The sequence below is a fragment of the Nocardioides kribbensis genome (assembly GCF_015070375.1).
Lineage (GTDB): Bacteria > Actinomycetota > Actinomycetes > Propionibacteriales > Nocardioidaceae > Nocardioides > Nocardioides kribbensis.
The window spans coordinates 697,513-722,837 of sequence record NZ_JADCLL010000002.1 but is presented as its reverse complement, the minus strand read 5'-3'; the positions used below and the strand labels follow the sequence as shown (position 1 = coordinate 722,837).

The window sequence follows — 25,325 nt, the reverse complement described above, 5'->3', positions numbered from 1 at the left end:
TCATGGAGTCGCGTTGGGCGGTGAGCAGGGTGGAGAGGCCGGCGGCGAGCTGGCCGATGGCGTCGGTGCCGGTGAGGGTGACCTCGCGGGTCAGGTCGCCGGCGGAGGCGGCGCGCACGACCTCGAGCACCTGCTCGACCCTGGCGGCCATGTCGGCGGCCCGGTCGCGCTCGACCTGCTCGGCGGAGAGCTTCTCCAGGGTCGAGGAGACCAGGCGGCCCACGTTGCGCAGCGCGTCGAGCCGCTGGGGCGAGGGCGAGAGGGTCTCGGTGGCGAAGAAGTCCATCGTGCCGACCACCTGGCCCGACTCGGTGACGGGGAAGCACACCCCCGACTTCACGCCCACCCGCTGGGCGACGGGGGCGCGCACGCAGTCGGTCATCTCGCCCAGGTCGGGGGTGAAGAACAGGTCGCGGCTGCGCCAGGCCCGCCCCGACAGGCCCACGCCCTCGGCGAAGGACGCCTCGAGGGTGACGGCACGGAACTCGGGTCCGGCGTCGCCGGACTCGAGGGCGAACTTCAGCGTGCGGTCGGCCTCGTCGATGCGCCAGTAGGACCCGTAGGCCCACCCGAACTCCTCGCGCACCGCGTCGAGGGCCGTGCGGACCGCGTCGTCGACGCTCTGGGCGGCGGAGAGACCGGCCAGCACCTTGTTGACCGCGCCGGCGTCGGCCATCGACTCGGCCAGCTCGCGCTCGCTGCGCAGCTTGTCGGTGATGTTCTCCCACGTCGCCATGGCCCCGACGTACTGGCCGTCCTCGTCGTGGATCGCGTGCACCTGCAGGTCGAGGGTCTCCGGGCCGACGCTGATGTGGGCCCGGCGCGGCAGCAGGCCGGGGTCGGCCAGGATCATCCGCTGGTAGGCGGGGTTCTTGTGGAAGATGTCGAGGTTGGCCCCGACGATCTGGTCGGGGCGGATCGGCAGCCAGTCGGCCAGGCGGACCAGGCCCTCCCGGGTCGCCTCGTTGACGTAGGTGATGGTGAAGTCGCGGTCGGCCAGCATGACCCGGCTCGGGATCGCGGCGAGCACGCCGGGCAGGCTCGCCAGGTCGACGCCGGCGCCGGGGGCCGGCGCCGTGGCGGCCTCCTGCGGCGACACCACGCCCACGTGGGCGTGGGGCCTCTGACCGTGGGGGGCCTGTCCGTTCGGGCTGGGTGCGACGTCGAGCTCGGTCATGACGGGGTTCCTCCGGTGGTGAGGTGGGACGAGACGTCGACCGCGCGGTCGGCGTCGACGACGAGCAGGATGGAGCCGGCCAGGGGCAAGACGCCGGTGACGACGTCCTGCACACCGGGCGGCAGGTTGGCGGGTGTGGGCTGGAGCAGGTGGTCGTCGGTGTCGATGACGTCGCCGATGTCGTCGACGAGCAGCGAGACCACCTCGCCGCGGCTGCGGACGATGACGTTCATCGGCAGGTCCTCCCCTGCCCGCGGCGGCAGCCCGAGCCGGCAGCGCAGGTCGAGGGCGGTGACGATCTGCCCGCGCAGGTTGATGAGGCCGAGCACGGCGGCGGGTGCGCGCGGCACGACGGTGAGCTGCTGGTAGCGCAGCACCTCCTGGACGTGCTCGACGCTGATGCCGAGGAAGAGCCCGTCGACCCAGAAGGTGCACATCTGACGGGTGGCCACGGGGGTCGTCGTGGTGGTCGCGGTCATCGGGCACCCACCAGCTCGCGGGAGCCGAGCACCGGCCGCACGACGGCGTCGAGGTCGACCAGGTCGGTGACCCTGTCCTGCACGACGGCGGAGCCGAGCACGCCGGGCCGGCGGCCGACCTCGGTGAGGACGACGTGCTCCTCGACCACGTCGAGCACGCGGTCGATGACGATGCCGACGCGACGGCCCTCCTCCTCGTGCACCACCACGGAGAGCTGCTCCTCGGGCGGCGGCGACTCGGGCAGCCCGATGGCCGCGGCCAGGCGCACCAGCGGCAGGATGCCGTCGCGGTACTGCACGACCTCCACCGCCCCGGAGCGCTCGACGCGGTCGAGGTCGAACTCCTCGAGCCGCGAGACCGCGGTGAGGGGCAGCGCCGCGCGCCGCCCGTGGGAGATCTCCAGCACCAGCAGCGCCCGGCTGTCGGCCTCGTCGACGCGGGCGACCGGCTCGACGGTCTCGACCGAGGTCAGCGCGCGCTCGCGGGCGATGCCCCCGACGTCGAGGATCAGCGCCACCCGGCCGTCGCCCATGATCGTGGCGCCGGCGTACATGGCCAGCTGCTTGAGCTGCCGCCCGATGGGCTTCACCACGATCTCCTGGGTGTCGTGCACGTCCTGGACGCACAGGCCGAAGCGGACGTCGTCGGACTGCACCACGACGACGGTGAGCGGGTCGGTGGCGGACCGGACGCCGGCGCCGAAGCCGGCGCCGTCGCGGCCGAGCGTCTCGGCCAGCGACACCAGCGGCAGCAGCCGCCCGCGCAGCCGCAGCACCGGCGCGCCGGCCAGCACCTCGACGTTGTCGCGCAGGTCCTGGCCCTCCAGGCGCACCAGCTCGACCAGGTTGGCCTGCGGGATGGCGTAGCGCTCGTCGGCCTCGCCGATGACCAGCGCGGGGATGATGGCCAGGGTCAGCGGGATCCGCACCCGGCAGGTCGTGCCGGAGCCGACCACCGAGAGCATGTCGACGCTGCCGCCGATGCGCTCGATGGAGGTGCGCACCACGTCCATGCCGACGCCGCGCCCCGAGACGTTGGTGACCTGCTCGGCGGTCGAGAAGCCGGGACGGAAGATCAGGTGGAGCACGTCGCGCGGCTCCATGCGGGCCAGCTGCTCGCGCGTGACGACGCCGCGCGAGACCGCGGCCGCGCCGATGACGGCAGGGTCGATGCCGCGACCGTCGTCGGAGATCTCCACGACCACCTGGCCGCTCTCGTGGAAGGCCCGCAGGTGCAGCCGCCCGGCCGCCGGCTTGCCCAGCGCGACCCGCTGCTCCGGGGGCTCCAGGCCGTGGTCGAGGGCGTTGCGCACGAGGTGGGTGAGCGGCCCGCGCAGGGCCTCGAGCAGCGAGCGGTCGAGCTCGGTGTCGTGGCCCTCCATCTCCAGGGCCACCTCGCGACCGAGCAGGTGGGCGAGGTCGCGCACGATCCGCGGCATCTTCGACCAGACCTGGCCGATCGGCTGCATGCGGGTGCGCATCACGCTCTCCTGCAGCTCGCTGGCGACCAGGTCGAGGCGCTGCGCGGCGCGCACCAGCTCCGCGTCGCCGGCCGCGGCCGTCGTGGCGTCGGTGCGCTGCATGATCTGGTTGCGCGTGAGCACCAGCTCCCCCACCAGCTGCACCAGGCCGTCGAGCAGCTCGATGTCGACCCGCACCGAGGAGTCCACGACGCCGCGGGGCGCTGGGTCGGCCTCGGGATCGAGGGGCTCCGCGACGGCGGCCGGCGCGGGTGCGGCTGCGGGTGCCGCTGCCGGTGCGGCTGCCGGTGCCGGCGGGACCGCGGGTGCCGGCTCCACCGTGGGCGCGGCGCCCGCGGGCTCGGCGTACGACGTGGCGGGCTCGAGCTCGAGCGCCTCGGGGACGACCTCGACCGCGACGGGCGCCGGGACCGGGGCGGGGGCGGGGGCGGGGGCGGGGGCGGGGGCGCTGCCGCCGGCGAGCACCCGCTCCAGCTCGGCCACGACCACCTGCACGTCGACGGTCGGGTCCTGGTCGGTGCCGGAGCGCTCGATGACCTCGAGCAGCGCCCGCACCGTGTCGACGGTGCGCAGCAGGACCTCGGTGACCTCGGTCGTCAGGTCCATCTTGCGGTCGCGCAGGCGGGAGAGGAGGTTCTCCCCCGCGTGGGTCAGCGCCTCGAGCCGGCCGAGGGCCAGGAAGCCGCTCGTGCCCTTGATGGTGTGGATCGTGCGGAAGATGCTCGAGAGCAGCTCGCGCGACCCGGGCTCCTGCTCGAGGGCGACCAGGTCGCGGTCGAGCTGGTCGAGGTTCTCGTGGCTCTCCACGAGGAACTCGGCCACGATCTCGGCGTCGTCATCCATGACCGCCCCATCGGCGGGGCCGGGGGCGAACTGAGCGGTCGTCCGGTGCTCGTGGGCCGGCGGGCCGGGGTGGACCGGACCAGCTCAGGTGCGCTCGCGCGCCGCCGATCCGGGCGGGTTGGCCGGCCGACCGCGCAGGGCCTGCGCGAGGGACGCGACGGCCTCCTCGCTGGGCGAGGCGGCGGCCTGGTTCGACGACTCGAGCTCGGCCAGCAGCTCGGCGCGGTTGACCGCCACCGAGCGGGGCGCGTCGATGCCGACCCGGACGACGTCGCCACGGACCTCGAGGATCGTGACGGTCACGTCGTCGCCGATGACGACGCTCTCGCCGACGCGGCGGCTCAGGACCAGCATGAGGCCACGCTACCCGCACCGGGGCGGGCCGGGCCGCAGGACGCCTCGGCCCGGGCTGCGGCGTCGCGCACGCGGCTCACGCGACGAGCGGGGTGCTGACCGAGAGCGAGGTGTCGTCGAGGATCACCTGGCACGCACGCCGGTTGACGGTGTTGACCAGCACCGGCGCGAGCAGGTTGGCGGTCGTGCCGGCCAGGGTCTGCGCCGGCGTCACCACCGCCAGCACGAGGACGTCGCCGGGCGCGTCGATGGCGAGGTCGGCCACCACCGCGTCGTCGACCTCGGGGGCGTAGTCGGGGAAGAACGCCTGCGGCGGCACGACCAGGAAGCGCAGCTCGGGGTCGTCGAGGGAGCGCAGCGCGCACAGCAGCCCGTCGTCGTCGAGCTGCACCAGCGCGAAGCGCTGCCGGTCGGGGAACCCGGGCATCGGGTGCACGAGCTCGATCACGGGGATGTCGAGCACCGCGGCGTCGGGTGCGGGCGCCTCGGGCATGGGGGTCCTCACGGTGACGGGCTGGGTGACGGGCTGGGTGACGGGCTGGGTGTCGGGCTGGCTCGTGGATCGGGTCGGAGCGACGGTGGCGATCATCGCAGGAAGTCCACGAGGCTCGGCTGCATGACGCGCGAGGTCGAGGCCAGCGCCGCCTGGTAGGCGACCTCCTGGAGCTTGAGGTCGACCATGGCCTTGGGCAGGTCGGTGTTCTCGATCTCCGACAGCGACGCCGACAGCGACACCACCTGGCCCTTCGCCGACTCCACCGCCCCTTCGATGCGGTTGTACGCCGCACCGACGCCGGCCTGCACCGTGGCGACCGTGGTGAGGCGGGTCGCGAGCGCGTCGAGACCCGCCCGCATGCCGGCCTCGTCGCCGCTGGTGAGGGCGGTCGAGAGGGCGTCGAGCTCCGCGAAGAGCGACGTCGCCCCGTCGCCGAAGACGTCCGGGCCGGGCACGTCGACACGCACCTGCACGCCGGCCCCGACGGTGCGGTTGACCGCGCCCGGTGCGCCCACCCAGGAGCCGGTGGCGTCGTAGGCCGCGCCTCCCGCGGTGACCCCGCCGAAGACGGGGCGGCCCAGGTAGCCGGTGTTGGCGTCGGCGAGGGCCTGCTCGCGCAGCTGGTCGACCTCGGCGGCCAGCGCCGCGCGGGCCGTGGGGCTGCTGCTGGCCGAGACGCCCTGGAGGGCGAGCTCGCGCGCGCGGCGTACGGAGTCGCTGACGCTGGAGAGGGTGGTGTCGGCGGCGCTGAGCCACCCGAGACCGTTCTCGGCGTTGCGCACGTACTGCTGCTGGTCGGCGATCGACCCGCGGAAGCGCATGGCGGCGCCGGCCGCGGTCGGGGAGTCGGAGGCGCGGTTGACGACCTTGCCGGTCGACAGCTGCTCCTGGATCTTGGCCAGGCGGGTCAGGCTGCCCTGCAGCGAGCCGACCGACCGGTCGGCGAGCATCGACTGGGTGACGCGCGAGATGCCCATCAGCGCAGCAGCCCGGTGCGGTTGATCAGCGTGTCGAGCACCGAGTCGACGACGGTCATCACGCGGGCCGCCGCCTCGTAGGAACGCTGGGCCGAGAGCATGGAGACCATCTCCTCGTCGAGGTTGACGCCCGAGAGCTGCTCCCGGGCGGAGTCGACCTGTGCGGTGAGCAGCTGCTGGGTGGTGGCGAGCCGCTGCACCGAGGCGACCTCGGTGCCGAAGCCGGTGACCAGGCGCGCGTAGGCGCCCTCGGCGGCGCCGGCGGTGGCGAGCCGGTCGGCTTGGGTGCCGTCGAGCCCACCACCCGCGGCCGCCGAGGCGGCGACGCCCGAGGCGGAGGTGACCGCGACGGCCAGGCTGCCGGCCGGGTCGGCGGGGTCGAAGGAGAAGAACGGCCCGCCCGCGGCGCCGCCCTGGTCGTAGCCGGCCTGGTGCAGCGCGTTGACCTCGCCGGCCAGCGTGGCCACGACCGCGCCGAGCCCGGCGGCGTAGGCCGGCAGGGTGGTGGTCAGCAGGTCGGCCACCGCGCCGGTCTCGCCCTTGAGGCCGGCCGGCACCGCCGTGGTGGTCGGCGCGGCCCCGCCGGTGGTGATCGAGAAGGTGACCGGCTGGCCGTCGTCGCCGCCGCCGGCCGTGACGCCGCTGGCGATCTGCAGGGTGTGGGCCGTGCCGCCCTCCACCAGCGGCACGCCACCGAGGGAGACGTCGAAGCCGCCGTCGCTGCGCGGGCTCGCGGTGCCGCCGGTGAGCGAGGCCAGGCGCAGGGCCAGGGCGTCGCGCTGGTCGGCCAGGTCGGAGGTGTCCACGCCGTCGAGGGAGGCGGCGGCGAGGGCACGGTTGGTGGCGGCGAGCTCGGTGGCTGTGGTGTTGACGTCGGCGACGACCCCCTGGAGACGCACCCGCTGGTCGGCCTGCTCGTCGGAGACCTGGCGGGCCTGGGCGTGCACGGAGTCGACCAGCGCCGTGGCGCGGGCCAGCACGACCTCGCGGGCCGCCGCGCTGCCGGGGTCGTTGGCCAGGTCGTGCCAGCTGCTGCGGAAGGAGGTCAGCGCGGCCGAGACCCCGGAGTCGCCGGGCTCGCCGATGCCGCTCTCGACGCGCTGGAGGGTGGCCGAGCGCACGTCGAGGTAGGACTGGTTGGCGTTCTCCCGGCGCGAGCGCGCGTCGAGGAGGTCGTCGGTCATGCGGTCGACCGAGCGGGTCGTCACGCCCGCGCCGACGCTGCCCGAGGCGCCCTCGTAGCGCGACCAGAGCGCCGGCACGGACGCGCTGCCGATGGTCTCGCCGACGACGCGGCGCCGCGTGTAGCCCTCGGTGGTGGCGTTGGCGACGTTGTTGCTGGCGACGTCGAGGGCGACGCGCTGGTAGCGCAGCGCCGTGAGGGCGGTGTTGAGGGAGGACAACGAGCCGCTCACGTCAGATGCTCCGGTCGACCAGGCGCGCCGTGCCGCTCGCCGCGACGGCGGCGCCGGCCGGGGTGTAGCTGTGGGTGGAGTCGTCGAGGGAGAGCAGCGTCTCCCGGGCGGCGCGGTAGCCGCTGGTGATGAGGTCGCGGTTGGAGTCGGCCAGCTCGGTGACCTGGCGGGTCACCGAGACGAAGGCCTCGCGGTGGTCGAGCAGGATCGTGCGCCACGGCTCGTGGGTGGCCTCGGCCAGCGCCTTGAGTGAGGGGTTGTCGGGGCAGCCGACCTGGGCCGCGGCCTCGTCGGCGGCGACCGCGCGCAGCACCTCGGTCTCGCGCAGCACCTGCAGCGTCGCCTCGACCTCGCGGGCGGCCCGCATCAGCCACGCCGTGCGCCCGCTCGCCAGGACCAGCTGCTCCACCTCGAGGCGGTAGAGCAGCGTGTCGAGCAGCTCACGCTCGCGCCACAGCGTGAGGGAGAGTCTCTCCACCGCGTCGACCACGTCATCGCCTCCCGGCACCGTGCGGGCCCGACCGGGGTGGTCGTGCCTCGTCGACGGAGCAGATCGGCGCAGGCGGCGACCACCTGAGCGGAACGACGGGACCAACCGGACGGATGAGTCCCTACCTCAGTCGATCGGCGACCCGGTATAGCCCCCTCGGGTCATTCGTGCCGGATCGCCTTTCAGACCCGTCCCCGGGACGGCAGGGTTCGAGCCGTCGCACGTCAGGGAGGGCGCGCGCCGCAGGACGAGGGGGGAACACCGTGAGCACTCACGACCACACGCAGGACCGGTCCGTCGACCAGGAGCAGGCGCTCCACGGTCTCGACACGCCCACGGGCACCGCCGACTCCGAGCAGATGATCGTCGACCACATGGGGCTCGTCGGCCACATCGTCCGCGAGACCATGAGCCGGGTGCCGAGCCACGTCAACCGCGACGACCTCCACTCCGCCGGCCTCACCGCGCTCGTCAAGGCCGCCCACGCCTTCGAGGCCGACCGCGGCGTCCCCTTCACGCGCTACGCCGCGAGCCGCGTGCGCGGAGCGATCCTCGACGAGCTGCGCCAGATCGACTGGGCCTCGCGCTCGGTGCGCCGCCGCGGTCGCGACCTCGACCAGGCCCGCACCCGCCTGGCCGCCACCCTCGGCCGCGTGCCCGACAACGCCGAGGTCGCCGCCTCCCTGGGCCTGACCCTGGCCGAGGTCGAGAGCAACGACGGCGACGTCGCCCGCGCCAACGTCCTCTCCCTCCAGGGCGGCAGCGAGACCCCCTACGAGGAGATGCTCGTCAGCACCTCCCCCTCCCCCGAGGCCGCGGTCGAGCACCAGGAGCGCCTGGACTACCTCGCCGAGGCCATCGAGGAGCTGCCCGAGCGGCTCCAGGTCGTCGTGCGCGAGTACTTCCTCGCCGAGCGGCCCATGGCCGAGATCGCCGAGACCCTCGGCGTCACCGAGTCGCGGGTCTCCCAGATCCGCGCCGAGGCCCTCGTGCTGCTGCGCGACGCCCTCAACAGCGCCCTCGACCCCGAGCTGGTCACGCCCCACCCGCGCCCCGACGGCTGCGCCGCCCAGCGCCGCGCCGCCTACTTCCAGGCCGTCGCCGCCCGCCACGCCGCCACCCGCCAGCCGGCCCGCGTCACCGCCCGGCTCAGCGGCACCGCCTGAGCCCTGCGCTCCCGGCCGGCCCGGCCGGCACCGGCCCGCGTCGATCCGCGCCGTCCCGTCGTACGACGGAGCCGGCGGCCTCGCGGTGCGCCCCCACCGACCCGCCGAAAAAGATCGGCGAACCGCTCAGGCCCGGACCGTCCGGGCCGATCAGCACCCCGTGAGCCCATGGACGGGCTCCACGACTCGACACCCAGGAGGGACCCATCATGAGTCTTCGCATCAACACCAACACCGACGCCTTCAACTCGTACCGCAACCTGTCGGTCACCCAGGGCCAGATGTCCAAGTCCCTGGAGAAGCTGTCCAGCGGCTTCCGCATCAACCGCGCCGCCGACGACGCCGCCGGCCTCGCGATCTCGGAGGGCCTGCGCGCCCAGACCGGTGGCCTCAAGGTCGCCGTGCGCAACGCGCAGGACGGCATCTCGGTCGTGCAGACCGCTGAGGGCGCGCTCAACGAGGTCCACTCGATCCTCCAGCGCATGCGCGACCTGGCCGTCCAGGGCGCCAACGACACCAACTCGGCCGACGCTCGCACCGCGATCGCCACCGAGGCCACGCAGCTCCAGTCGGAGCTGACCCGGATCGCCGACTCGACCAACTTCAACGGCAAGAACCTGCTCGACGGCAGCGCCGGCACGATGAGCTTCCAGGTCGGCGCGGGCACCGGTGCCGACAGCCGGATCGCGGTCGACTTCAACTCCGCCGACGTCTCCGCCGTGGCCACCGCCCTCGGGTCGGTCTCCAAGGGCACCAACAACGTCAACGTCTCCGACATCACCGCCGGCGACGTCGTGACCGTCACCAACGGCACCACGACCTACAACCTCACCACCGCGGCCGTGCCCGCGTCGCTGGGCGAGCTGGTCGACACCCTCAACGCCGACTCCACCTTCACCGACAACTTCTCCGCGTCGGTGAACGGTCAGGGTCAGCTCGAGGTCGTCTCCAAGGCCGGCGGCACGGTCGACGTGTCCAGCGACGGTGCCGGCTTCGACACCACCACCGCCACCTCGGCCGCCATCGGCTTCGGGTCGCACACCGCGGCCCAGAGCGCCATCGGCGTGATCGACCAGCAGATCAAGTCGATCTCGGAGGCCCGCGCCAACCTCGGTGCCGTGCAGAACCGCTTCGAGCACACCATCAACAACCTCAACGTGGCCGTCGAGAACCTGTCGGCCTCCGAGAGCCGCATCCGCGACACCGACATGGCCCAGGAGATGATGAGCTTCACCCGCTCGCAGATCCTCTCCCAGGCCGGCACGGCGATGCTCGCCCAGGCCAACTCGGCCCCCCAGGGCGTGCTCAGCCTGCTGCGCGGCTGACGCACCCGCACCACCCGCGGGCTGAGCGCCCGCTCATCCGGACGGGCGGGGGGGGGGGGGGGCCCCCCCCCCCCCCCCCCCCCCCGGCCCCCGGCACCGCACCACCCGACACACCCGAGGCACCCGCACCGACCCGAGGAGGTCCGATGGCCACCAGCAGCATCAGCGGCCTGGCCTCGGGCCTCGACACAGCGACACTCGTCGACCAGTTCATGCAGCTCGAGGCGGCGCCGCAGACCCGTCTGAAGGCGAAGGTGAGCAGCGAGCAGTCACTGGTGACGACGCTGCAGACCCTCAACACCAAGGTCGCGCTGCTGGCCAGCAAGGCCGAGGCCCTCGCGAAGCCGTCCGCCTGGACGCCGCTCACCGCGACCTCGAGCAACGCCGCGGTGTCGGTGACCGCCGGCGCCAGCGCCGGCCCGGCCTCGCTGTCGGTCACCGTCACCGGGGTGGCCCGCAGCCACCAGCTCGGCTTCGCCCAGGCCCACGCCCTGACCGACCAGGTCACCGGGGCCTCCACGAGCGTGCGCCTCGACCGCTTCGACGGCTCGCCCGTCGACCTGGCCACCGACGGCACGCTGTCGGGACTGGCCCGGGCGATCAACGACCCCGCCAACGCCACCGGCCTCGCCGCGAGCCTGGTCAAGGTCGCCGACGGCTCCTACCAGCTGCTCGTGGAGTCGACCGCCACGGGCGCCGCGCAGGACTTCACGCTCACCGGCTCCGACGGCGCGGCCCTGCTCGGGGGCGCCACGGTGCGCGCCGGCAGCGACGCCTCGATCGACCTCGGCGCCGGCATCGTCGTCACCTCGACGACCAACACCTTCACCGACGTGCTGCCCGGCGTCACGCTCACCCTCGGCGCCGCGGCCACCACGGGCACGACCTCCTCGGTCGCCCTGGCCCGCGACACCTCGAAGCTGGCGACGTCGGTCAAGGACCTGGTCGACACCGTGAACTCGCTGCTGGCCGACATCGACGCCCAGACGTCCTACGACAGCGCCACCAAGAAGTCGGGCGCCCTGGCCGGGGACGCGACCGCCAGGTCGCTGCGCTCGGCGCTGCTCAACGCCGTCTACCCCAGCGACGGCACCTCGCTGGCCTCGCTCGGCATCCAGGTGTCTCGCACCGGCACCCTGACCTTCGACCAGAGCGCCTTCACCCAGGCCTACGCCGCCGACCCGGCCGGGGTCGCCGAGCGCTTCTCCACCGCCGGCGACGGCTTCGCCGCCCGGGTCGCGACCGTCGCCAAGGGCGCCAGCAACAGCACCACCGGCACCCTGACCGCGGCCATCACGGGGCGCCGCACCGGCATCGAGCGGCTCCAGGACGGCATCGAGGCGTGGGACACGCGCCTCGAGCTGCGGCGCACGACGCTCCAGCGCCAGTTCACCGCCCTCGAGACCGCGCTGGGCCAGATGAGCAGCCAGTCCAGCTGGCTGGCCGGCCAGATCTCCTCGCTGCCCTCGAGCTCCTCGTGACCCGCGCGTGCGCCACCTCCCGCACCCGCCCCGGCACCACCCCCGGCACCACCCCCGGCACGACGCCGGGGTCCGACCCGACATCGCCCAGCAGCCAAGGAAGGCACTGAGATGATCAACGCCCGCAGCACCTACATGGACGCCTCCATCGCCACCGCGAGCCCCGCCCGCCTGCTGGTGATGCTCTACGAGCGCCTCGTGCTCGACGTCACCCGCGGTCTCGACGCCCAGCGCGCCGGCGACGTGCAGGCGGCGCACCAGCAGCTGCTGCACGCCCAGGACATCGTCCTCGAGCTGCGCTCCAGCCTGCGCACCGAGGAGTGGGACGGCGGCCCGGGCCTCGCCTCGATCTACGACTTCCTCCACACCCAGCTCGTCCGCGCCAACGTGAGCAAGGACAGCACCGTTACCGAGAGCTGCCTGGCCCTGGTCACCGACCTGTGCCAGACCTGGCGCGCGGCGGCCCTCCAGGCCGCGTCGGTGGCCTGAGCCGGCCATGCCCTACGACGCCGGACCCGTGCTCGGCGGCGCGCGCCGCACGCTGCGGCCGCGCGACCCCGACGCCGACCTGAAGTCGTGGCAGATCGAGCTCGACCGCGTCGAGCTCGACGTCATGCGCGCCGAGCGTGGCCTCGCCCACGGCACCGTCCTGCAGACCGACCCGTGGCACGTGCCCGACGACCACGGTCCGCTGCCCGAGGCCCTGCGCGAGCGGGCCGAGGAGATCCACGCCCGCCAGCAGGTCGTGCTCGCCGCGATCGCCGAGACCCTCGGTCGCACACTGCGCCAGCAGGCCGTCGCCACCGCCCTGGACCGCTCCTCGGCGCGCCACAGCGGCCCCGTCTACGTCGACGTCTCGGCCTGAGCCACCGGCCTCCGGACCCACCAGACCACTCTCCTCCCCCCGCCGCCGCCCGGCGTCCCCGTCCAGGGGGCGCCGGGTGTCGTGCGTCCGGTGCACGGCCGGCTGCGTCAAGAGGCCGGCGAGGCTGCGAAAGGACCGTGGACAGCTCAGGGAGCAGGGGTGAGGGCGCGGCCGGCGAGGCCGGTCAGGGCGCCGGCGATCCGGTCGAGCGGGAGCACCTCGTGGGCGAGGCCCGCGCCGGCGACGGCGCCCGGCATGCCCCAGACCACCGAGGTGGCCTCGTCCTGCACCACCACGCGGCCGCCGGCGTCGACGACCGCGCGGGCGCCCTCGAGGGCGTCCTGGCCCATGCCGGTGAGCACCAGGCCGAGCACGCCGGGGCCGTGGACGCCCGCGGCGCTGCGGAAGAGCGGGTCGGCGGCGGGTCGGCAGAAGTTCTCGCGCGGCCCCTGGTCGAGCTGCGCGCGCACCGAGGCCCCGCGCCGCACGAGGGTCAGGTGGTGGTCGCCGGGGGCGATCAGCACCAGCCCGGGGCGCGGCTGGTCGCCGTCGGCGGCCTCGCGCACCTCCAGCGGCGAGACCCGGTCGAGGCGCTGCGCGAACTGGGTGGTGAACACCGGGGGCATGTGCTGGGTGACCAGCACCGGCAGCGGGAAGGCGGCCGGCAGCGCCGCGAGCACCCGGGAGAGGGCGTCGGGCCCACCGGTCGAGCAGGCCACGACGAGCACCTGCGGCGGCGCGGCGGCGCGCGGCGCGGCGCGGCGTACGACGGGGACGGCGGCGACCATGCGGCGGGCGCCGACCAGGGCCTTGAGGCGCGGCACCAGGTCCTCGCGCACGCGCGCCATCGACTCCCCCACGTTGCCGGCCCCGGTGGGCTTGGCGACGTAGTCGGACGCGCCGTTGGACAACGCCTGCAGCGTCGCGGCGGCCCCGCGCTCGGTGAGCGTGCTGAACATGACGACCGGCAGCCGCGGGTGGTTGCGGTGGATGACCTCGACCGCGCCGATGCCGTCGAGACGGGGCATCTCCACGTCGAGGGTGACCGCGTCGGGGGCCAGCTCGTCGACCTTCTCGATCGCCTCGAGGCCGTCGACGGCGGTGCCGACCACCTCGATGTCGGAATCGGCGGCCAGCACCGTGGTGATGAGGCGGCGCAGCACGGCGGAGTCGTCGACGACCAGGACCCGGATCACGCAGGGACGATCGGCCGGAGCGCCCCCGCCCTGAGCAGTACGCCGCTCCCGCGGGGCCGATCCGCCGCGCGAGACCCCCGCGGGGGCGGGTGGTCCGGTCCGGCGGGGGCAAAAGTGCGGCCGACCGCTCAGGTGCGGGGCCTGCGCGGTCGATGGGTGCGGCGTGATCTCCGAGTCCAGCTTCGCCTACGTCGCCGACCTGCTGCGGCGCGAGACGGCCATGCTCTGCGACCCGGGCAAGGAGTACCTCGTCGAGGCGAGGCTGCTGCCCCTCGCCCGGTCCGCCGGCGACGCCGACGTCGACCGCTACGTGGCCCGGCTCCGCACCGGGCCCGACGCCGTCGCCGAGCGCGCCCGCGCCGTCGACGCCCTGACCATCAACGAGACCTCGTGGTTCCGCGACCTCGCGCCCTACCAGGCCTTCACCGACGTCATGCTGGCCCACCTGCTCCAGGCGCGGGCCGCGACCCGTCACCTGGAGATCTGGTCGGCGGCCTGCTCGAGCGGGCAGGAGGCCTACAGCCTCGCGATGCTGCTCGACGAGTCGCTGCCGCCGGGCTGGACCTGGCGCATCCACGCCACCGACGTCTCCCCGACCATGCTGGAGCGGGTGCGCGCGGGCCGCTACAGCCAGGTCGAGATGAACCGCGGCATGCCGGCCACCCGCCTGGTGCGCTACTTCTCCCGGGTCGGCAGCGAGTGGGAGGTCGGCGCCGAGCTGCGCTCCCACGTCACCACGGCCCCGCTCAACCTCGCCGCGGCCTTCCCGCCGATGCCGGTCTTCGACGTGGTCTTCCTGCGCAACGTGCTCATCTACTTCGACCTCGACACCAAGCGCGACATCCTGCGCCGGGTCAGCCCGCGCGTCGCCCCCGACGGCTACCTGCTGCTCGGGTCCTCCGAGACCACCCTCGACCTCGACGACGCCTGGGTCCGCGAGCCCGCGGGCCGTGTCGCCCTCCACCGCCCGCGCGCCGCCGTGCGCCGCGCCGCTCCGGCCGCCGCGCCGTCCAGCCCCGCCACCGCCCTGTCCACCGCCCTCCCAGGAGCCCGCGCATGCACGCCCTGATCATCGACGACTCCCGCACGATGCGGACGATCCTGCGACGGATCGTGACCGAGCTCGGCTTCGAGACCACCGAGGCCGGCAACGGCCAGGAGGCCCTCGACGCCCTCGAGGCCGGGCTCGAGCCCGAGCTGTGCCTCATCGACTGGAACATGCCGCTCATGGACGGCTACACCTTCGTCACACGGGTGCGCGCCGACCCGCGCTGGCGCAACGTGACGCTGATGATGGTCACCACCGAGTCCGAGCACGGTCAGATCGTGCGGGCGCTCGCCGCCGGGGCCCACGAGTACGTCATCAAGCCCTTCACCCCCGACGCCATCGTCGAGAAGCTCGAGCTGCTCGGCCTGGTCGTGCAGGAGGTGCCGGCGTGATCGCCGCCGTCGAGCCCGAGATCGGCGACGTCTACGCCGTCGTCGAGGAGGTCTGGTCGACCTTCCTCGGCACCGACGAGCCGATCCTGCCCGAGGTGGCCCCCGTCGACCGCCCGCAGGAGTGGACGGCCATGACGACCGTCGGCGGGGCCTGGGAGGGCGCGGTGCTCGTCGCCGTCACCGACCGCCTCGCCCGCGACGTCGCCGCGGCGATGCTCGCCCTCGACCCCGCCGACCTCGCCCCCGAGGACGTCAGCGACGCCCTCGGCGAGCTCGTCAACGTGATCGGCGGCAACGTCAAGAGCCTCATGCCCGGGCCGAGCACCCTCTCGCTGCCGCTGGTGGCCAGCGGCGCCGTGCCGGCCTCCCACCAGCGCCGCGAGGTCTGCCGCCTCGACCTGAGCTGGCGGCGCCAGTCGCTGTGCGTCTCCGTCTGCGTGCCCACCGGCGCGAGCCCCGAGCCCGGTCCCACCCCCGACTCCAGCACCAGCACCAGCACCTCCGAGGAGACCCGATGAAGATCCTGGTCGTCGACGACAGCCGCGTGATGCGGCAGATCGTCATCCGCACCCTGCGCCAGGCCGGCCACGGCGGCCACGACGTCGTGGAGGCCGAGAACGGCCGCGACGGCCTCGAGAAGGTGCGCGCGGAGGCGCCCGACCTGGTGCTCTCGGACTGGAACATGCCCGAGATGACCGGCATCGACTTCCTCGACGCGCTGCGCGCCGGCGGCAGCGCCGTGCCCTTCGGCTTCGTCACCTCCGAGGGCTCCCCCGACATGCGGGCGCGCGCGGAGGCGTCGGGCGCGGCGTTCCTCATCGCCAAGCCCTTCACCCCCGAGGCCTTCGACGCCGCGCTCGCGCCCGTCGTGGGAGCCCTGTCGTGACCGCGGCGACCACCGGCCTGCCCACGCACCTGCCGGGCCCCAAGGAGGTCCGCGACCTGCTCGGCGACCTGGTCGACAAGCAGGTCGACCTGCGGCCCGGCCCGCCCTTCGCGGTGAGCGCCTACTACCCCGCGAGCGTCGCGAGCTACGTCGACGACTCCCTGGTGGTGCGCGCCGTCGTCGCCTGCGACCTGCCCCTCTCGGCGTACGCCGGGGCCGCGCTGGCGCTCGTGCCGCCCGGGGCGGCGGCCACCGCCATCGAGGAGGGCCGGCTGTCGGCGTCGATCGCGGAGGCGCTGGGCGAGGTCTTCAACGTCATGGCCTCGCTCTTCAACGCCCCCGGCTCGGCGCACCTGCGCCTCTACGCCAGCGTGCCCGCCGGGCAGGCCCTCCCGGCCGACGCCCGCGCCCGGACGCAGGTGCTGGGCCGGCGCGGCGACTTCGTCGTCGACGTCGCGGGCTACGGCACGGGGCGGCTCGCGGTCGTCCTGACCTGAGTCGCGCCACCCGTCTGCACCACCCGTCCGGACCACCTGGGAAGCGGTCCGGACTTTTCCTCAGGTCCCCCCGGAGGGGACCGATCAGACCCCGCGAGCAGGGACTGCTCGCTCGCCCTCGCCGACGGACCGGCACTGACTCGCCTCACAGCGGGAGGTTCACCGTGTCCGTACCGTCCTACGCCTCCGTCGACTCCGTGTCGTCGGTGCTGGGCTTCGCCCTCGACGGCCTGGCCCTGCGCCAGCGCACCATCGCCGACAACCTCGCCAACGTCGACACCCCCGACTTCCGGGCCACCTCCGTCGACTTCGAGAGCACGCTGGCCGCCGCCATCTCCGGGGCCGGCGGCGGTGCCGACGCCGACGCGGCGATCACCGGACGCCTGGCGGGCGCCGTGCCGTCGATGGTCGCCACCGACACCCCGGTGGGCGCCAACGGCAACAACGTCGACCTGCGCAAGGAGACGCTGGCCGCGATGCAGTCGCAGTTCCAGTACCAGATGGTCGCCCGTGCGGTCACCGACCGCTTCGAGCTCGTGCGCACCGCGGCAGGTGCCTGATGGGCGCCTTCGACGTGCTGCGCATCGCCGGCTCCGGCCTGGGCATGCACCAGACCTGGCTCGACGCGCTGGCCTCCAACATCGCCAACGCCAACACGGTGGTCTCCACCGACCAGACCGCCTTCCAGGCGCAGCTGGTCATGGCCGGCGCCCGGCAGGACGGCGGCGTCGACGTCACCGGCATCGCCCTCAGCGACCCCGAGGGGATGCTCGTGCACGACCCCGACCACCCGCTGGCCGACGCCGAGGGCTACGTGCGCGCCCCCGCCATGGACATGAGCGCCCAGATGAGCGAGCTGATCATGGCCCAGCGCGGCTTCCAGGCCTCGGCGCAGGTCACCAAGTTCGCCCAGGACACCTACTCCACCGCCATCGGCATCGGGAGCCGTTGATGAGCGTCAGCGGGATCGAGTCCCTCGGCACCGCCGGCTTCACGCCGTACGTCGCCCCCACGGTCGCCCCCAGCGCCGCGCCCTCCCCCACCGGCACCTCGGCCGCGGGCGGTGCCGGCAGCGACTTCGGCCGCATGGTCGTCGACGGCCTCGACCGCCTCGACGCCACCCAGCGCACCGCCGACGGCATGGCCGTGCAGGCCGCCACCGGTCAGCTGGAGAACCTCCACGACTACACGATCGCGGCCACGCAGGCCCAGGTCACCACGCAGGTCACCGTGGCCGTGCGCAACAAGGCCGTCGAGGCCTTCACCGAGATCATGCGGATGCAGGTCGGATGAAGGACACGATCACCCGGACGCTGGGCGGTTGGCGCCAGTCGTTCGCCGGCTTCACCGCGGGCCAGAAGGTCGTCGCGATCGTCGGCACCCTGGCCCTGCTGCTGGGCGGCTTCCTGGTCTTCCGCTGGGCCTCGGCCCCGACCTACTCGCCCCTCTACTCCGACCTCTCGGCCAGCGACGCCTCGGCCGTGGTCGAGCAGCTCGACTCCCAGGGCGTGCCCTACGAGCTCGCCGACGGCGGCGCGACGGTCATGGTGCCGCGCGACGCGGTCTACAAGGCCCGCATCGACCTCTCCGGCGAGGGCCTGCCCTCCGAGAGCGACGGCGGCTACTCCATCCTCGACGACAACGGCCTGTCGACCTCGGAGTTCCAGGAGCAGACCGACTACAAGCGGGCCATGGAGGGCGAGCTCTCGGCCACCATCGAGGGCATCGACGAGGTCGACACCGCCGTGGTCCACCTGGCCATGCCGGCCAAGGACGTCTTCGCCGACGAGCAGGACCCGCCCACCGCGTCGGTGCTCGTCGAGACCGGCGCCGGCACCCGCCTGGGCGCCCAGCAGGTGCAGGCCATCGTGCACCTGGTCGCCTCCAGCGTGGAGGGCCTCGACCCCGCCGACGTGACCGTGAGCGACACCGAGGGCCTGCTCTCGGGCGCCGACGGCACCGGCGTCGACGCCACGACCCGCAACCAGGAGATCGAGGCCCGCCAGGAGGAGCTGCGCCAGGACATCCAGGCCACCCTCGACCGCGTCGTGGGCCCCGGCAACTCCACCGTGCAGGTCGCCGTCGACCTCGACTTCGACAAGCGCACCACCCAGACCACCACCTTCACCCCCGAGGAGGACAACCCCGCGACGTCCTCCTCCACCAGCACCGAGACCTACACCGGACCGGGCTCGCCCACCGGCGGCGCGGAGGGTGTGGTCGGCCCCGACGGGCAGATGGACACCGGCGCCACGGGCGGCTCGGCGGACTCGTCGTACGAGAAGGAGGTCACGACCACCGACCGTGCCGTCGGCAGCACCGTCGAGCACGTCGAGTCCACCCCGGGCTCGGTGGAGTCGATGCACGTCGGCGTGGTGCTCGACACCAACAGCACCCAGGCGATCTCCACCGCCGACGTGCGCGGCCTCGTCGAGGACGCGGTCGGTCTCGACCAGGCCGCCGGCGACTCGGTGCGCGTGGTGACCATGCCCTTCGACCGCACCGCCGAGGAGGCCGCCGCCGCCGAGCTGGAGGCCGCAGCCGCCGCCGACGCCAGCGCCGCGCGCAACGACCTGATCCGCAAGGTCGGCCTGGCCCTGCTGGTCGCCCTGGTGCTGCTGCTCGCCGTGCTCAAGGGCCGCAAGCGCGCCAAGCAGCGCGAGCAGGCCACGACCTACGTCGTGGAGCAGCTGCGCGAGCAGTCCGCCGCACGCCAGCTCACCGAGCCCGTGCCCGCCGCCCTGGCGCTGGAGGAGTCCGAGCGCAGCGAGGAGAACGACATGCGTGACGAGCTCAACGCGCTCATCGAGCGCCAGCCCGAGGACGTCGCCGCGCTGCTGCGCGGCTGGCTGACGGAGCGCGGCTGATGGGCGGCGCACTGGCCAGCACCCTGGCCGGCGTGGGGGCCCGCAAGGCCGCCGTGCTGCTCGTGCAGATGGGCAAGACCCGCGCCGCGACCGTGCTCAGCCACCTGGAGGAGCACGAGGTCGAGGCCATCACCGCCGAGATCGCCCGGCTCGACTCGATCTCCGCGGCCGAGTCGGAGGCCGTGCTCGTGGAGTTCCGCGACACCATGACCGCCCGCGAGCACATCAGCCGCGGCGGCCTGGCCTTCGCCCAGCAGGTGCTCGAGCAGTCGATGGGCTCCGAGCGCGCTGCGCAGATCATCGAGCGGCTCCACGCCGCCGCGGTGCAGATGCCCTTCCAGTTCCTGCACCAGGCCGACCCCGCGCAGCTGCGCTCCTTCATCGTCGACGAGCACCCGCAGGTCATCGCCCTGGTGCTGGCCCACATGACCGCCGACAAGGCCTCGCTGCTGCTCTCGGGGCTGCCCCCGGAGCAGCAGGCCCAGGTCGCCCACCGCATCGCGGTGATGGACCGCACCTCCCCCGACATCGTCCGGGCCGTCGAGGCCACCCTGGAGCGCAAGCTCTCCTCGATGCTGCAGCCCACCGACATGTCGCGCGTCGGCGGCCTCGACCCGCTGGTCAACATCATCAACGCCTCCGACCGCTCCACCGAGCGCCAGATCGTCGAGGGCCTCGAGGTGCTCGACGCCGCGCTGGCCGACGAGGTCAAGAGCCGGATGTTCATGTTCGAGGACGTCGTGCACCTCGACGACCGCTCCGTGCAGCAGGTGCTGCGCCAGGTCGACACCGCCCAGCTGGCGCTCGCGCTCAAGGGCGTCGCCGACGCCGTGCGGGACAAGATCACCCGCAACCTCTCCAGCCGCGCCGCCGAGGGCCTGGTCGAGGAGATCGAGCTGCTCGGCCCGGTGCGCCTGACCCAGGTCGAGGAGGCCCAGCAGGGCGTCATCCGCACGATCCGCCAGCTCGAGGAGCGCGGCGAGATCATGGTGCGGCGAGGGGGCGACGTTGAGTTCGTCGACTGAGGCCCTGCTGCGCGGCGCCGCCGCCGAGACCGCCACGGTCGCGGCCACCCCCGAGCTGCGCGACGGCTCCTGGACCCGCCTCGGCGGGAGCAGCGTGCTCGGAGACCTGGTCACCGAGCAGGCGCTGGCCGGGCTGGCCGAGAGCACCCGCACCGCCGCCCGCGCCCAGGGCTACGCCACCGGCTGGGCCGAGGGACGCCGCGAGGCCGCCGCCGAGGCCGCCGCCGTCGCCGCCCGGGCCGAGCAGGAGCGCGTGGCCGCCGAGACCCGCCGCGAGGCCGAGCACCGCGCCGCGCTCGCCGGGCTCGAGCGCGCCGCGAGCGCCCTGCAGCGCACGAGCGCCACGGTGGCCGCCGACCTCGAGGAGCAGGCCCTGCGCCTGGCCCGCGAGCTGACCCGGGAGCTGGTCGGCCACGAGCTGCGCACCTCCCCCGACCCCGCCGCCGACGTCGTGCGGCGCGCGCTGGTCGTCCTGCCCTCCGGCGTGCCGGTCACCGTGCGCCTGCACCCCGACGTCGCCGCCAGCACCGTGGCCGCCGACCTCGCCGGCCTGGCCGGTCCGGCCGGCCAGCAGCTCACCGTCGTGCCCGACGCCGGGCTCGAGCGCGACGACGTCGTCGTCGAGACCGCCGAGCAGGTCGTCGACCTGCGCGTCGGCGCCGCCCTCGAGCGCGTCGCGGAGGCCCTGCGATGAGCACCGTCACGACCTCCCCCGTCACGCACCCCGCCGCGCACCCCGCCGGCGCCCCGTCGCTGCGCGAGCGCCTCGACCGCGGCCGCGCCGGGGCCCTGCGCGCCGCCGCACCGCTGCGGCTGGGCCGGGTCAGCGAGACCGTGGGCCTGCACCTGCGCGTGGTCGGCCTGCGCGGCGCCGTGGGCGACCTGCTCGAGGTGCGCCCCGCCGACCGTGCGCCCGTGCTGGTCGAGGTGGCCGCCAGCTCCACCGAGGGGCTGGTCTGCCTGCCGCTGGGCCGCACCGCCGGCATCGAGGTCGGTGCGCCGGTGCACCACACCGGCGGGCCGCTGCGGGTGCGCGTCGGCGACGCCCTGCGCGGGCGGGTGCTCGACGGCCTCGGCCGCCCCGTCGACGGCGGCCCCGCGCTCGAGAGCCTCCCCGGGCTGGCGCTGGTCGACGTCGACCACGCGGCCCCCGACGCGCTCTCGCGACCGCGGATCGACCGGCAGCTCGGCCTCGGCGTACGCGCCCTGGACACGCTGGTGCCCTGCGGCCTGGGCCAGCGCCTGGGCATCATGGCCGGCTCCGGGGTCGGCAAGTCGAGCCTGCTGTCGATGATCGCCCGCGGCACCGACGCCGAGGTCTCGGTGATCGCGCTGATCGGCGAGCGCGGCCGCGAGGTCCGCGAGTTCATCGAGAACGACCTCGGCCCCGAGGGCCTGGCCCGCTCGGTGGTGGTCGTCGCCACCTCCGACGCCCCGCCCGTCGAGCGGCTGCGCGCCGCCTTCGTCGCCACCCGCATCGCGGAGTCCTTCCGCGAGGCCGGCCGCCACGTCGTGCTGATGATGGACAGCCTGACCCGCGTGGCCATGGCCCAGCGCGAGATCGGGCTCTCGGCCGGCGAGCCGCCCGCCACCCGCGGCTACCCGCCCAGCGTCTTCGCCCTGCTCCCGCGCCTGCTCGAGCGGGCCGGCACCGCCCCCGGCGGCTCCATCACCGGGCTCTACACCGTGCTGGTGGAGGGCGACGACCTCCAGGACCCCATCGGCGACACCGCGCGCTCGATCCTCGACGGCCACGTCGTGCTCACCCGCCGCCTGGCCACCGCCGGGCACTTCCCCAGCATCGACGTGCTCGAGTCGATCTCGCGCACCACCGGCGCCGTCACCGGCCCGGCCCAGCGCGCCGACGCCGTGGCCCTGCGCCGCATGCTGGCCGCCCACCGCGACGTGCGCGAGCTGGTCGAGATCGGCGCCTACGTCGCCGGCACCGATCCCGACGCCGACGCCGCCCTGGCCCGGATGCCCCGCATCGAGGCCTTCCTGCGCCAGGACATGGAGGACAGCACCCCGCTGCCCGAGGCCTGGTCCCGGCTCCAGGAGCTGGTGGCGCCGTGAGCCGCACCGCCCACGACCCCGGGCTGCGCGCCGTCGCCCGCGTGCGCGGCGTGCGCGAGCGCGACAGCCGCCTCGGCCTCCAGACCGCCCTGCGCGAGCAGCGCACCCACGAGCGGCGCGTCGCCGAGCTCGAGCAGGCCGTGCGCGACCACGCCGGCTTCGTCTCCGGCGACCTCGCGGAGTTCGTGGCGCTGCGCCAGTCGCTGGCCGCGCTGCGCCACGCCGCGGTGGAGGCCCGCGCCGATCTCGACACCTCCCGCCGCCTGGCCCTGGACGCCGGCGCCTGGTGGCGCGCCGACAAGGCCCGCCTCGGCGCCGTGGAGGGCCTGCTGGAGCGGCGCGCCGACGAGCGCGCCGCCGAGACCGCCCGCGGCGAGGCCGTCGAGCTCGACGAGGTCGCCGGCCGGCTGTGGCTGCGCGCCGAGCAGGCCGATCAGGCCTGCGAGCCCGGCGCCGCCAGCACCCCCAGCACCGCCACCGGGAGGGCCGCGTCGTGAGCGTCAGCGAGATCACCTCCCGGATCGCCCAGATCCAGTCGCAGCTCGCCCTGCTCGGCCCGTCGCAGAGCAGCGGCAGCGCCTTCGCGGCGAGCCTCAGCGCGGCCTCCTCCGCGGCGGGCGCCTCGGCCACCGGCGCCGCGGGGTCCGGCTCGTCGTCCGGCGGCGGCTCGGCCCTGGCCGCCGACGTCATCGCCGAGGCCAAGAAGTACGTCGGCATGCCCTACGTCTGGGGCGGCAGCAGCCCGGCCGCGGGCGGCATGGACTGCTCGGGGCTGGTGCAGTACGTCTACGGCAAGTTCGGCGTCGACCTGCCCCGGGTCTCGGCCGACCAGGCCCGTGCCGGGCAGCCGGTGGCCTCGATGGCCGAGGCCCGCCCCGGCGACCTCATCGCCTGGGACAACTCCAGCCGCAACAACGGCGCCGACCACATCGCCATCTACCTCGGCGGCGGCAAGATGCTCGAGGCGCCGCGCACCGGCCTCGACATCCGCATCGTCGACGTGCCGAGCACGCCCGACTACATCCGCCGGGTCCTGCCCGACGCCCCCGTCGGGGCGGCCGGAGCCCCCGCGGCCGCGGGCAGCAGCCGGGTCAGCGGCGTCCCCTTCAGCGACCTCTTCAACGCCGCGGGCCAGCGCTACGGCGTCGACCCCGTGCTGCTGGCCTCCGTGGCCCGCCAGGAGTCGGGCTTCGACCCGAAGGCGGTCAGCCCCGCCGGTGCGCAGGGCCTCATGCAGCTCATGCCCGGCACGGCCGACGGCCTCGGCGTCACGAACTCCTTCGACCCCGCCCAGGCCGTCGACGGCGCCGCCCGGCTGCTGCGCGACCTGCTCGACCGCTTCGGGCGCACCGACCTGGCCCTCGCCGGCTACAACGCCGGGCCCGGAGCGGTGCTGCGCTACGACGGCATCCCGCCCTACCCCGAGACGCAGAACTACGTGCGCTCGGTCATGGCCATGGTGCGTGCCGCATGAGCGTGATGCCCCAGGGCGCCGCCCTGCCCGCCACGGCCCGCACCGCCTCCCGCCCCGGTACGCCGACCAGCGCCACGACGCCCGGCCCGGCCGGCGCGGGTGCGGCCGGCGGCGCCACCGCCGGCGGGGGCTTCGCCGCCCTCGTCGCCGGCCTCGTCGACGCCATGGCCGGGCAGGACGGCGGCGGACGCGGTGCGCCCGGGACCGCCACCGCGGCAGGTCGTGCCACCGGCACCGGCACCGGCAGCGACAGCGGCGGCGAGGGCGAGACCGACGGCGAGACCGGGGCCGAGCAGGCGGGCACCCCGGCCGTGGTCGACCCCACCGCGGTGCTCCTCGCCGCCCTGCCGCTGCCGCAGCAGCCCGGGGCCACCGGGCAGCAGACGGCGACCGACGGGGCCGCGACGACCACCGGCTCGAGCGCCGACGGGTCCGCCCCCACCGACCTCGTCGAGCTCACCGCCCCCACCGCCCCCACCGCCCCCGAGGCGCCCACCGCCGCCGGGCCGCAGCAGCACGGGCCGCAGCAGCACGGGCCGCAGCACGGGGCGGAGACCGCGGCCCCGGCGCAGACCGGACCGCAGGACACGGCGTCCACCCGTGCCGACCAGGCCGACCGGGCAGCGCAGCCGGGACCGGGAAGGGCGGACCTCGCGGCGCTCGACGGCGCGTCACCCGCCACCGCCCCGGACGCCGCCGGAGCCACGACCGCCACGACCGCGCCGGCCGGCACGACGCCGGCCCCGCCGTCCCCGACGACCCGCCAGGTGACCGGCCAGGTCTTCCCCGAGGTGGTGCGGCTCGCGCAGACCCAGGCCGGCCCGGGGCAGCGCACCACCCAGCACCTCACGCTGCGTCTCGACCCCGGCACGCTGGGCGAGGTGCGGGTGACGCTGAGCATGGGCGAGCACGGCCTGCGGGTGCGGATGGTGGCGGCCCACGAGGGCGCGCGCGACGCGCTCCAGCAGGGCGCGCCCGAGCTCCAGCGGCTCCTCGAGCACCTCGGCGAGACCCGCGTGAGCGTGCGCGACGCCGCCGGTGCGCCGGCAGCCGCGGCAGCCACCCCCGGGAGCGCGAGCGCGCAGGACGCGCGCGGCGACGCCCCCGGCTCCTGGTCGGGCTCCGACCACACCGACTCCGGAGAGCGTCCCTCGGGCGACGCGAGCCGGCAGCAGGAACGGCAGGCACGGACGTCTGCCGACCACGTCGCCAGGGATGGCACCACGAGACCGGCCCACCCAGGATCCCTGGGAGCCGGCTCAGCCGACCCGCAGACGTCAGGGGCCCGCCGGGCCCTCGACGTCAGCATGTGAGGAGG

At 74.8% G+C, this 25,325-nt stretch carries 29 protein-coding genes; 20 read left to right on the top strand and 9 right to left on the bottom strand.

Translation table 11 applies throughout. The features are described from left to right. The 8 genes from IR170_RS09025 to IR170_RS08990 form a co-directional block, all read right to left on the bottom strand. On the bottom strand, positions 1–1,177 hold a 1,177-nt coding region (locus IR170_RS09025; protein ID WP_193662061.1), incomplete at its 3' end, for a GAF domain-containing protein. Continuing rightward, a complete protein-coding gene (locus IR170_RS09020; RefSeq protein WP_193662060.1) occupies positions 1,174–1,656 on the bottom strand; it encodes a chemotaxis protein CheW in 483 nt (160 codons plus the stop codon). The genes IR170_RS09025 and IR170_RS09020, both read right to left, overlap by 4 nt. Further along, positions 1,653–3,980, bottom strand: a complete 2,328-nt coding sequence (locus IR170_RS09015) for a chemotaxis protein CheA (protein ID WP_193662059.1) — start codon at positions 3,978–3,980, stop codon at positions 1,653–1,655. The genes IR170_RS09020 and IR170_RS09015 overlap by 4 nt, the downstream gene beginning before the upstream one ends. A gap of 84 nt (positions 3,981–4,064) precedes the next feature. Next, the gene (gene csrA, locus IR170_RS19925) at positions 4,065–4,334 is read right to left on the bottom strand and encodes a carbon storage regulator CsrA (RefSeq protein ID WP_056864719.1); all 270 of its coding nucleotides are present in this window, start codon (positions 4,332–4,334) and stop codon (positions 4,065–4,067) included. 76 nt (positions 4,335–4,410) lie between these two features. After that, complete coding sequence (fliW, locus tag IR170_RS09005; protein WP_227488790.1) at positions 4,411–4,923, bottom strand: flagellar assembly protein FliW; 513 nt, start codon at positions 4,921–4,923, stop codon at positions 4,411–4,413. Beyond that, entirely contained in the window at positions 4,920–5,807 is an 888-nt protein-coding gene (gene flgL / locus IR170_RS09000; RefSeq protein WP_056864721.1) for a flagellar hook-associated protein FlgL, read from the bottom strand. Before flgL ends, fliW begins: the two co-directional genes overlap by 4 nt. Further along, positions 5,807–7,222, bottom strand: a complete 1,416-nt coding sequence (flgK, locus tag IR170_RS08995; protein ID WP_193662058.1) for a flagellar hook-associated protein FlgK — start codon at positions 7,220–7,222, stop codon at positions 5,807–5,809. Before flgK ends, flgL begins: the two co-directional genes overlap by 1 nt. A 1-nt stretch (position 7,223) precedes the next feature. Then, a complete protein-coding gene (locus IR170_RS08990; protein WP_056865214.1) occupies positions 7,224–7,700 on the bottom strand; it encodes a flagellar protein FlgN in 477 nt (158 codons plus the stop codon). Positions 7,701–7,975: 275 nt separating this feature from the next. Here IR170_RS08990 and IR170_RS08985 point away from each other — a divergent pair, with 275 nt between their 5' ends. The 5 genes from IR170_RS08985 to IR170_RS08965 all read left to right on the top strand — a co-directional run bounded on the left by IR170_RS08985 (position 7,976) and on the right by IR170_RS08965 (position 12,549). Then, positions 7,976–8,878, top strand: a complete 903-nt coding sequence (locus IR170_RS08985) for a sigma-70 family RNA polymerase sigma factor (RefSeq protein WP_251532558.1) — start codon at positions 7,976–7,978, stop codon at positions 8,876–8,878. 209 nt (positions 8,879–9,087) lie between these two features. Further along, the gene (locus tag IR170_RS08980) at positions 9,088–10,203 is read left to right on the top strand and encodes a flagellin N-terminal helical domain-containing protein (RefSeq protein ID WP_193662057.1); all 1,116 of its coding nucleotides are present in this window, start codon (positions 9,088–9,090) and stop codon (positions 10,201–10,203) included. 146 nt (positions 10,204–10,349) lie between these two features. Next, positions 10,350–11,684, top strand: coding sequence for a flagellar filament capping protein FliD (gene fliD / locus IR170_RS08975; RefSeq protein ID WP_193662056.1), 1,335 nt, complete (start codon positions 10,350–10,352; stop codon positions 11,682–11,684). Positions 11,685–11,795: 111 nt separating this feature from the next. Next, positions 11,796–12,173, top strand: a complete 378-nt coding sequence (fliS, locus tag IR170_RS08970; RefSeq protein WP_193662055.1) for a flagellar export chaperone FliS — start codon at positions 11,796–11,798, stop codon at positions 12,171–12,173. A 7-nt stretch (positions 12,174–12,180) separates the two neighbouring features. Further along, a complete protein-coding gene (locus tag IR170_RS08965; RefSeq protein WP_193662054.1) occupies positions 12,181–12,549 on the top strand; it encodes a hypothetical protein in 369 nt (122 codons plus the stop codon). Positions 12,550–12,695: 146 nt separating this feature from the next. On the opposite strand, the gene IR170_RS08960 is transcribed toward IR170_RS08965, so the two are convergent. Beyond that, positions 12,696–13,745: a protein-glutamate methylesterase/protein-glutamine glutaminase gene (locus IR170_RS08960; RefSeq protein WP_193662053.1), complete on the bottom strand. Its 1,050-nt coding sequence runs from the start codon at positions 13,743–13,745 to the stop codon at positions 12,696–12,698. A 163-nt stretch (positions 13,746–13,908) separates the two neighbouring features. On the opposite strand from IR170_RS08960, the gene IR170_RS08955 reads away from it, so the two are divergent. From IR170_RS08955 to IR170_RS19920, 15 genes are all read left to right on the top strand, one after another. Next, entirely contained in the window at positions 13,909–14,814 is a 906-nt protein-coding gene (locus tag IR170_RS08955; protein WP_319804981.1) for a CheR family methyltransferase, read from the top strand. Beyond that, the gene (locus IR170_RS08950; RefSeq protein ID WP_056864729.1) at positions 14,802–15,185 is read left to right on the top strand and encodes a response regulator; all 384 of its coding nucleotides are present in this window, start codon (positions 14,802–14,804) and stop codon (positions 15,183–15,185) included. The genes IR170_RS08955 and IR170_RS08950 overlap by 13 nt, the downstream gene beginning before the upstream one ends. Then, entirely contained in the window at positions 15,182–15,703 is a 522-nt protein-coding gene (locus IR170_RS08945; RefSeq protein ID WP_193662052.1) for a chemotaxis protein CheX, read from the top strand. The genes IR170_RS08950 and IR170_RS08945 overlap by 4 nt, the downstream gene beginning before the upstream one ends. Then, the gene (locus IR170_RS08940) at positions 15,700–16,071 is read left to right on the top strand and encodes a response regulator (RefSeq protein ID WP_056905378.1); all 372 of its coding nucleotides are present in this window, start codon (positions 15,700–15,702) and stop codon (positions 16,069–16,071) included. Before IR170_RS08945 ends, IR170_RS08940 begins: the two co-directional genes overlap by 4 nt. Next, entirely contained in the window at positions 16,068–16,568 is a 501-nt protein-coding gene (locus IR170_RS08935) for a hypothetical protein (RefSeq protein ID WP_082503344.1), read from the top strand. The genes IR170_RS08940 and IR170_RS08935 overlap by 4 nt, the downstream gene beginning before the upstream one ends. A gap of 164 nt (positions 16,569–16,732) precedes the next feature. Then, complete coding sequence (gene flgB / locus IR170_RS08930) at positions 16,733–17,128, top strand: flagellar basal body rod protein FlgB (protein ID WP_056864733.1); 396 nt, start codon at positions 16,733–16,735, stop codon at positions 17,126–17,128. Further along, positions 17,128–17,520: a flagellar basal body rod protein FlgC gene (locus tag IR170_RS08925; RefSeq protein ID WP_056864734.1), complete on the top strand. Its 393-nt coding sequence runs from the start codon at positions 17,128–17,130 to the stop codon at positions 17,518–17,520. Before flgB ends, IR170_RS08925 begins: the two co-directional genes overlap by 1 nt. Beyond that, entirely contained in the window at positions 17,520–17,861 is a 342-nt protein-coding gene (gene fliE / locus IR170_RS08920; RefSeq protein ID WP_193662051.1) for a flagellar hook-basal body complex protein FliE, read from the top strand. The genes IR170_RS08925 and fliE overlap by 1 nt, the downstream gene beginning before the upstream one ends. Next, positions 17,858–19,435 carry a flagellar basal-body MS-ring/collar protein FliF gene (fliF, locus tag IR170_RS08915; RefSeq protein ID WP_193662050.1) on the top strand — a complete coding sequence of 526 codons (1,578 nt, stop codon included), beginning with the start codon at positions 17,858–17,860 and terminating at the stop codon, positions 19,433–19,435. Before fliE ends, fliF begins: the two co-directional genes overlap by 4 nt. Beyond that, positions 19,435–20,460: a flagellar motor switch protein FliG gene (gene fliG / locus IR170_RS08910; RefSeq protein ID WP_056864737.1), complete on the top strand. Its 1,026-nt coding sequence runs from the start codon at positions 19,435–19,437 to the stop codon at positions 20,458–20,460. The genes fliF and fliG overlap by 1 nt, the downstream gene beginning before the upstream one ends. Further along, positions 20,444–21,154: a FliH/SctL family protein gene (locus IR170_RS08905; RefSeq protein ID WP_193662049.1), complete on the top strand. Its 711-nt coding sequence runs from the start codon at positions 20,444–20,446 to the stop codon at positions 21,152–21,154. The genes fliG and IR170_RS08905 overlap by 17 nt, the downstream gene beginning before the upstream one ends. After that, on the top strand, positions 21,151–22,533 hold the full coding sequence (locus tag IR170_RS08900) for a FliI/YscN family ATPase (RefSeq protein ID WP_193662048.1): 1,383 nt from the start codon (positions 21,151–21,153) through the stop codon (positions 22,531–22,533). Before IR170_RS08905 ends, IR170_RS08900 begins: the two co-directional genes overlap by 4 nt. Further along, positions 22,530–23,030 carry a flagellar export protein FliJ gene (locus tag IR170_RS08895; RefSeq protein ID WP_193662047.1) on the top strand — a complete coding sequence of 167 codons (501 nt, stop codon included), beginning with the start codon at positions 22,530–22,532 and terminating at the stop codon, positions 23,028–23,030. The genes IR170_RS08900 and IR170_RS08895 overlap by 4 nt, the downstream gene beginning before the upstream one ends. Beyond that, a complete protein-coding gene (locus tag IR170_RS08890; protein WP_251532570.1) occupies positions 23,027–24,007 on the top strand; it encodes a transglycosylase SLT domain-containing protein in 981 nt (326 codons plus the stop codon). The genes IR170_RS08895 and IR170_RS08890 overlap by 4 nt, the downstream gene beginning before the upstream one ends. Then, positions 24,004–25,320 carry a flagellar hook-length control protein FliK gene (locus IR170_RS19920; RefSeq protein WP_193662046.1) on the top strand — a complete coding sequence of 439 codons (1,317 nt, stop codon included), beginning with the start codon at positions 24,004–24,006 and terminating at the stop codon, positions 25,318–25,320. Before IR170_RS08890 ends, IR170_RS19920 begins: the two co-directional genes overlap by 4 nt. Positions 25,321–25,325: the final 5 nt, after the last annotated feature.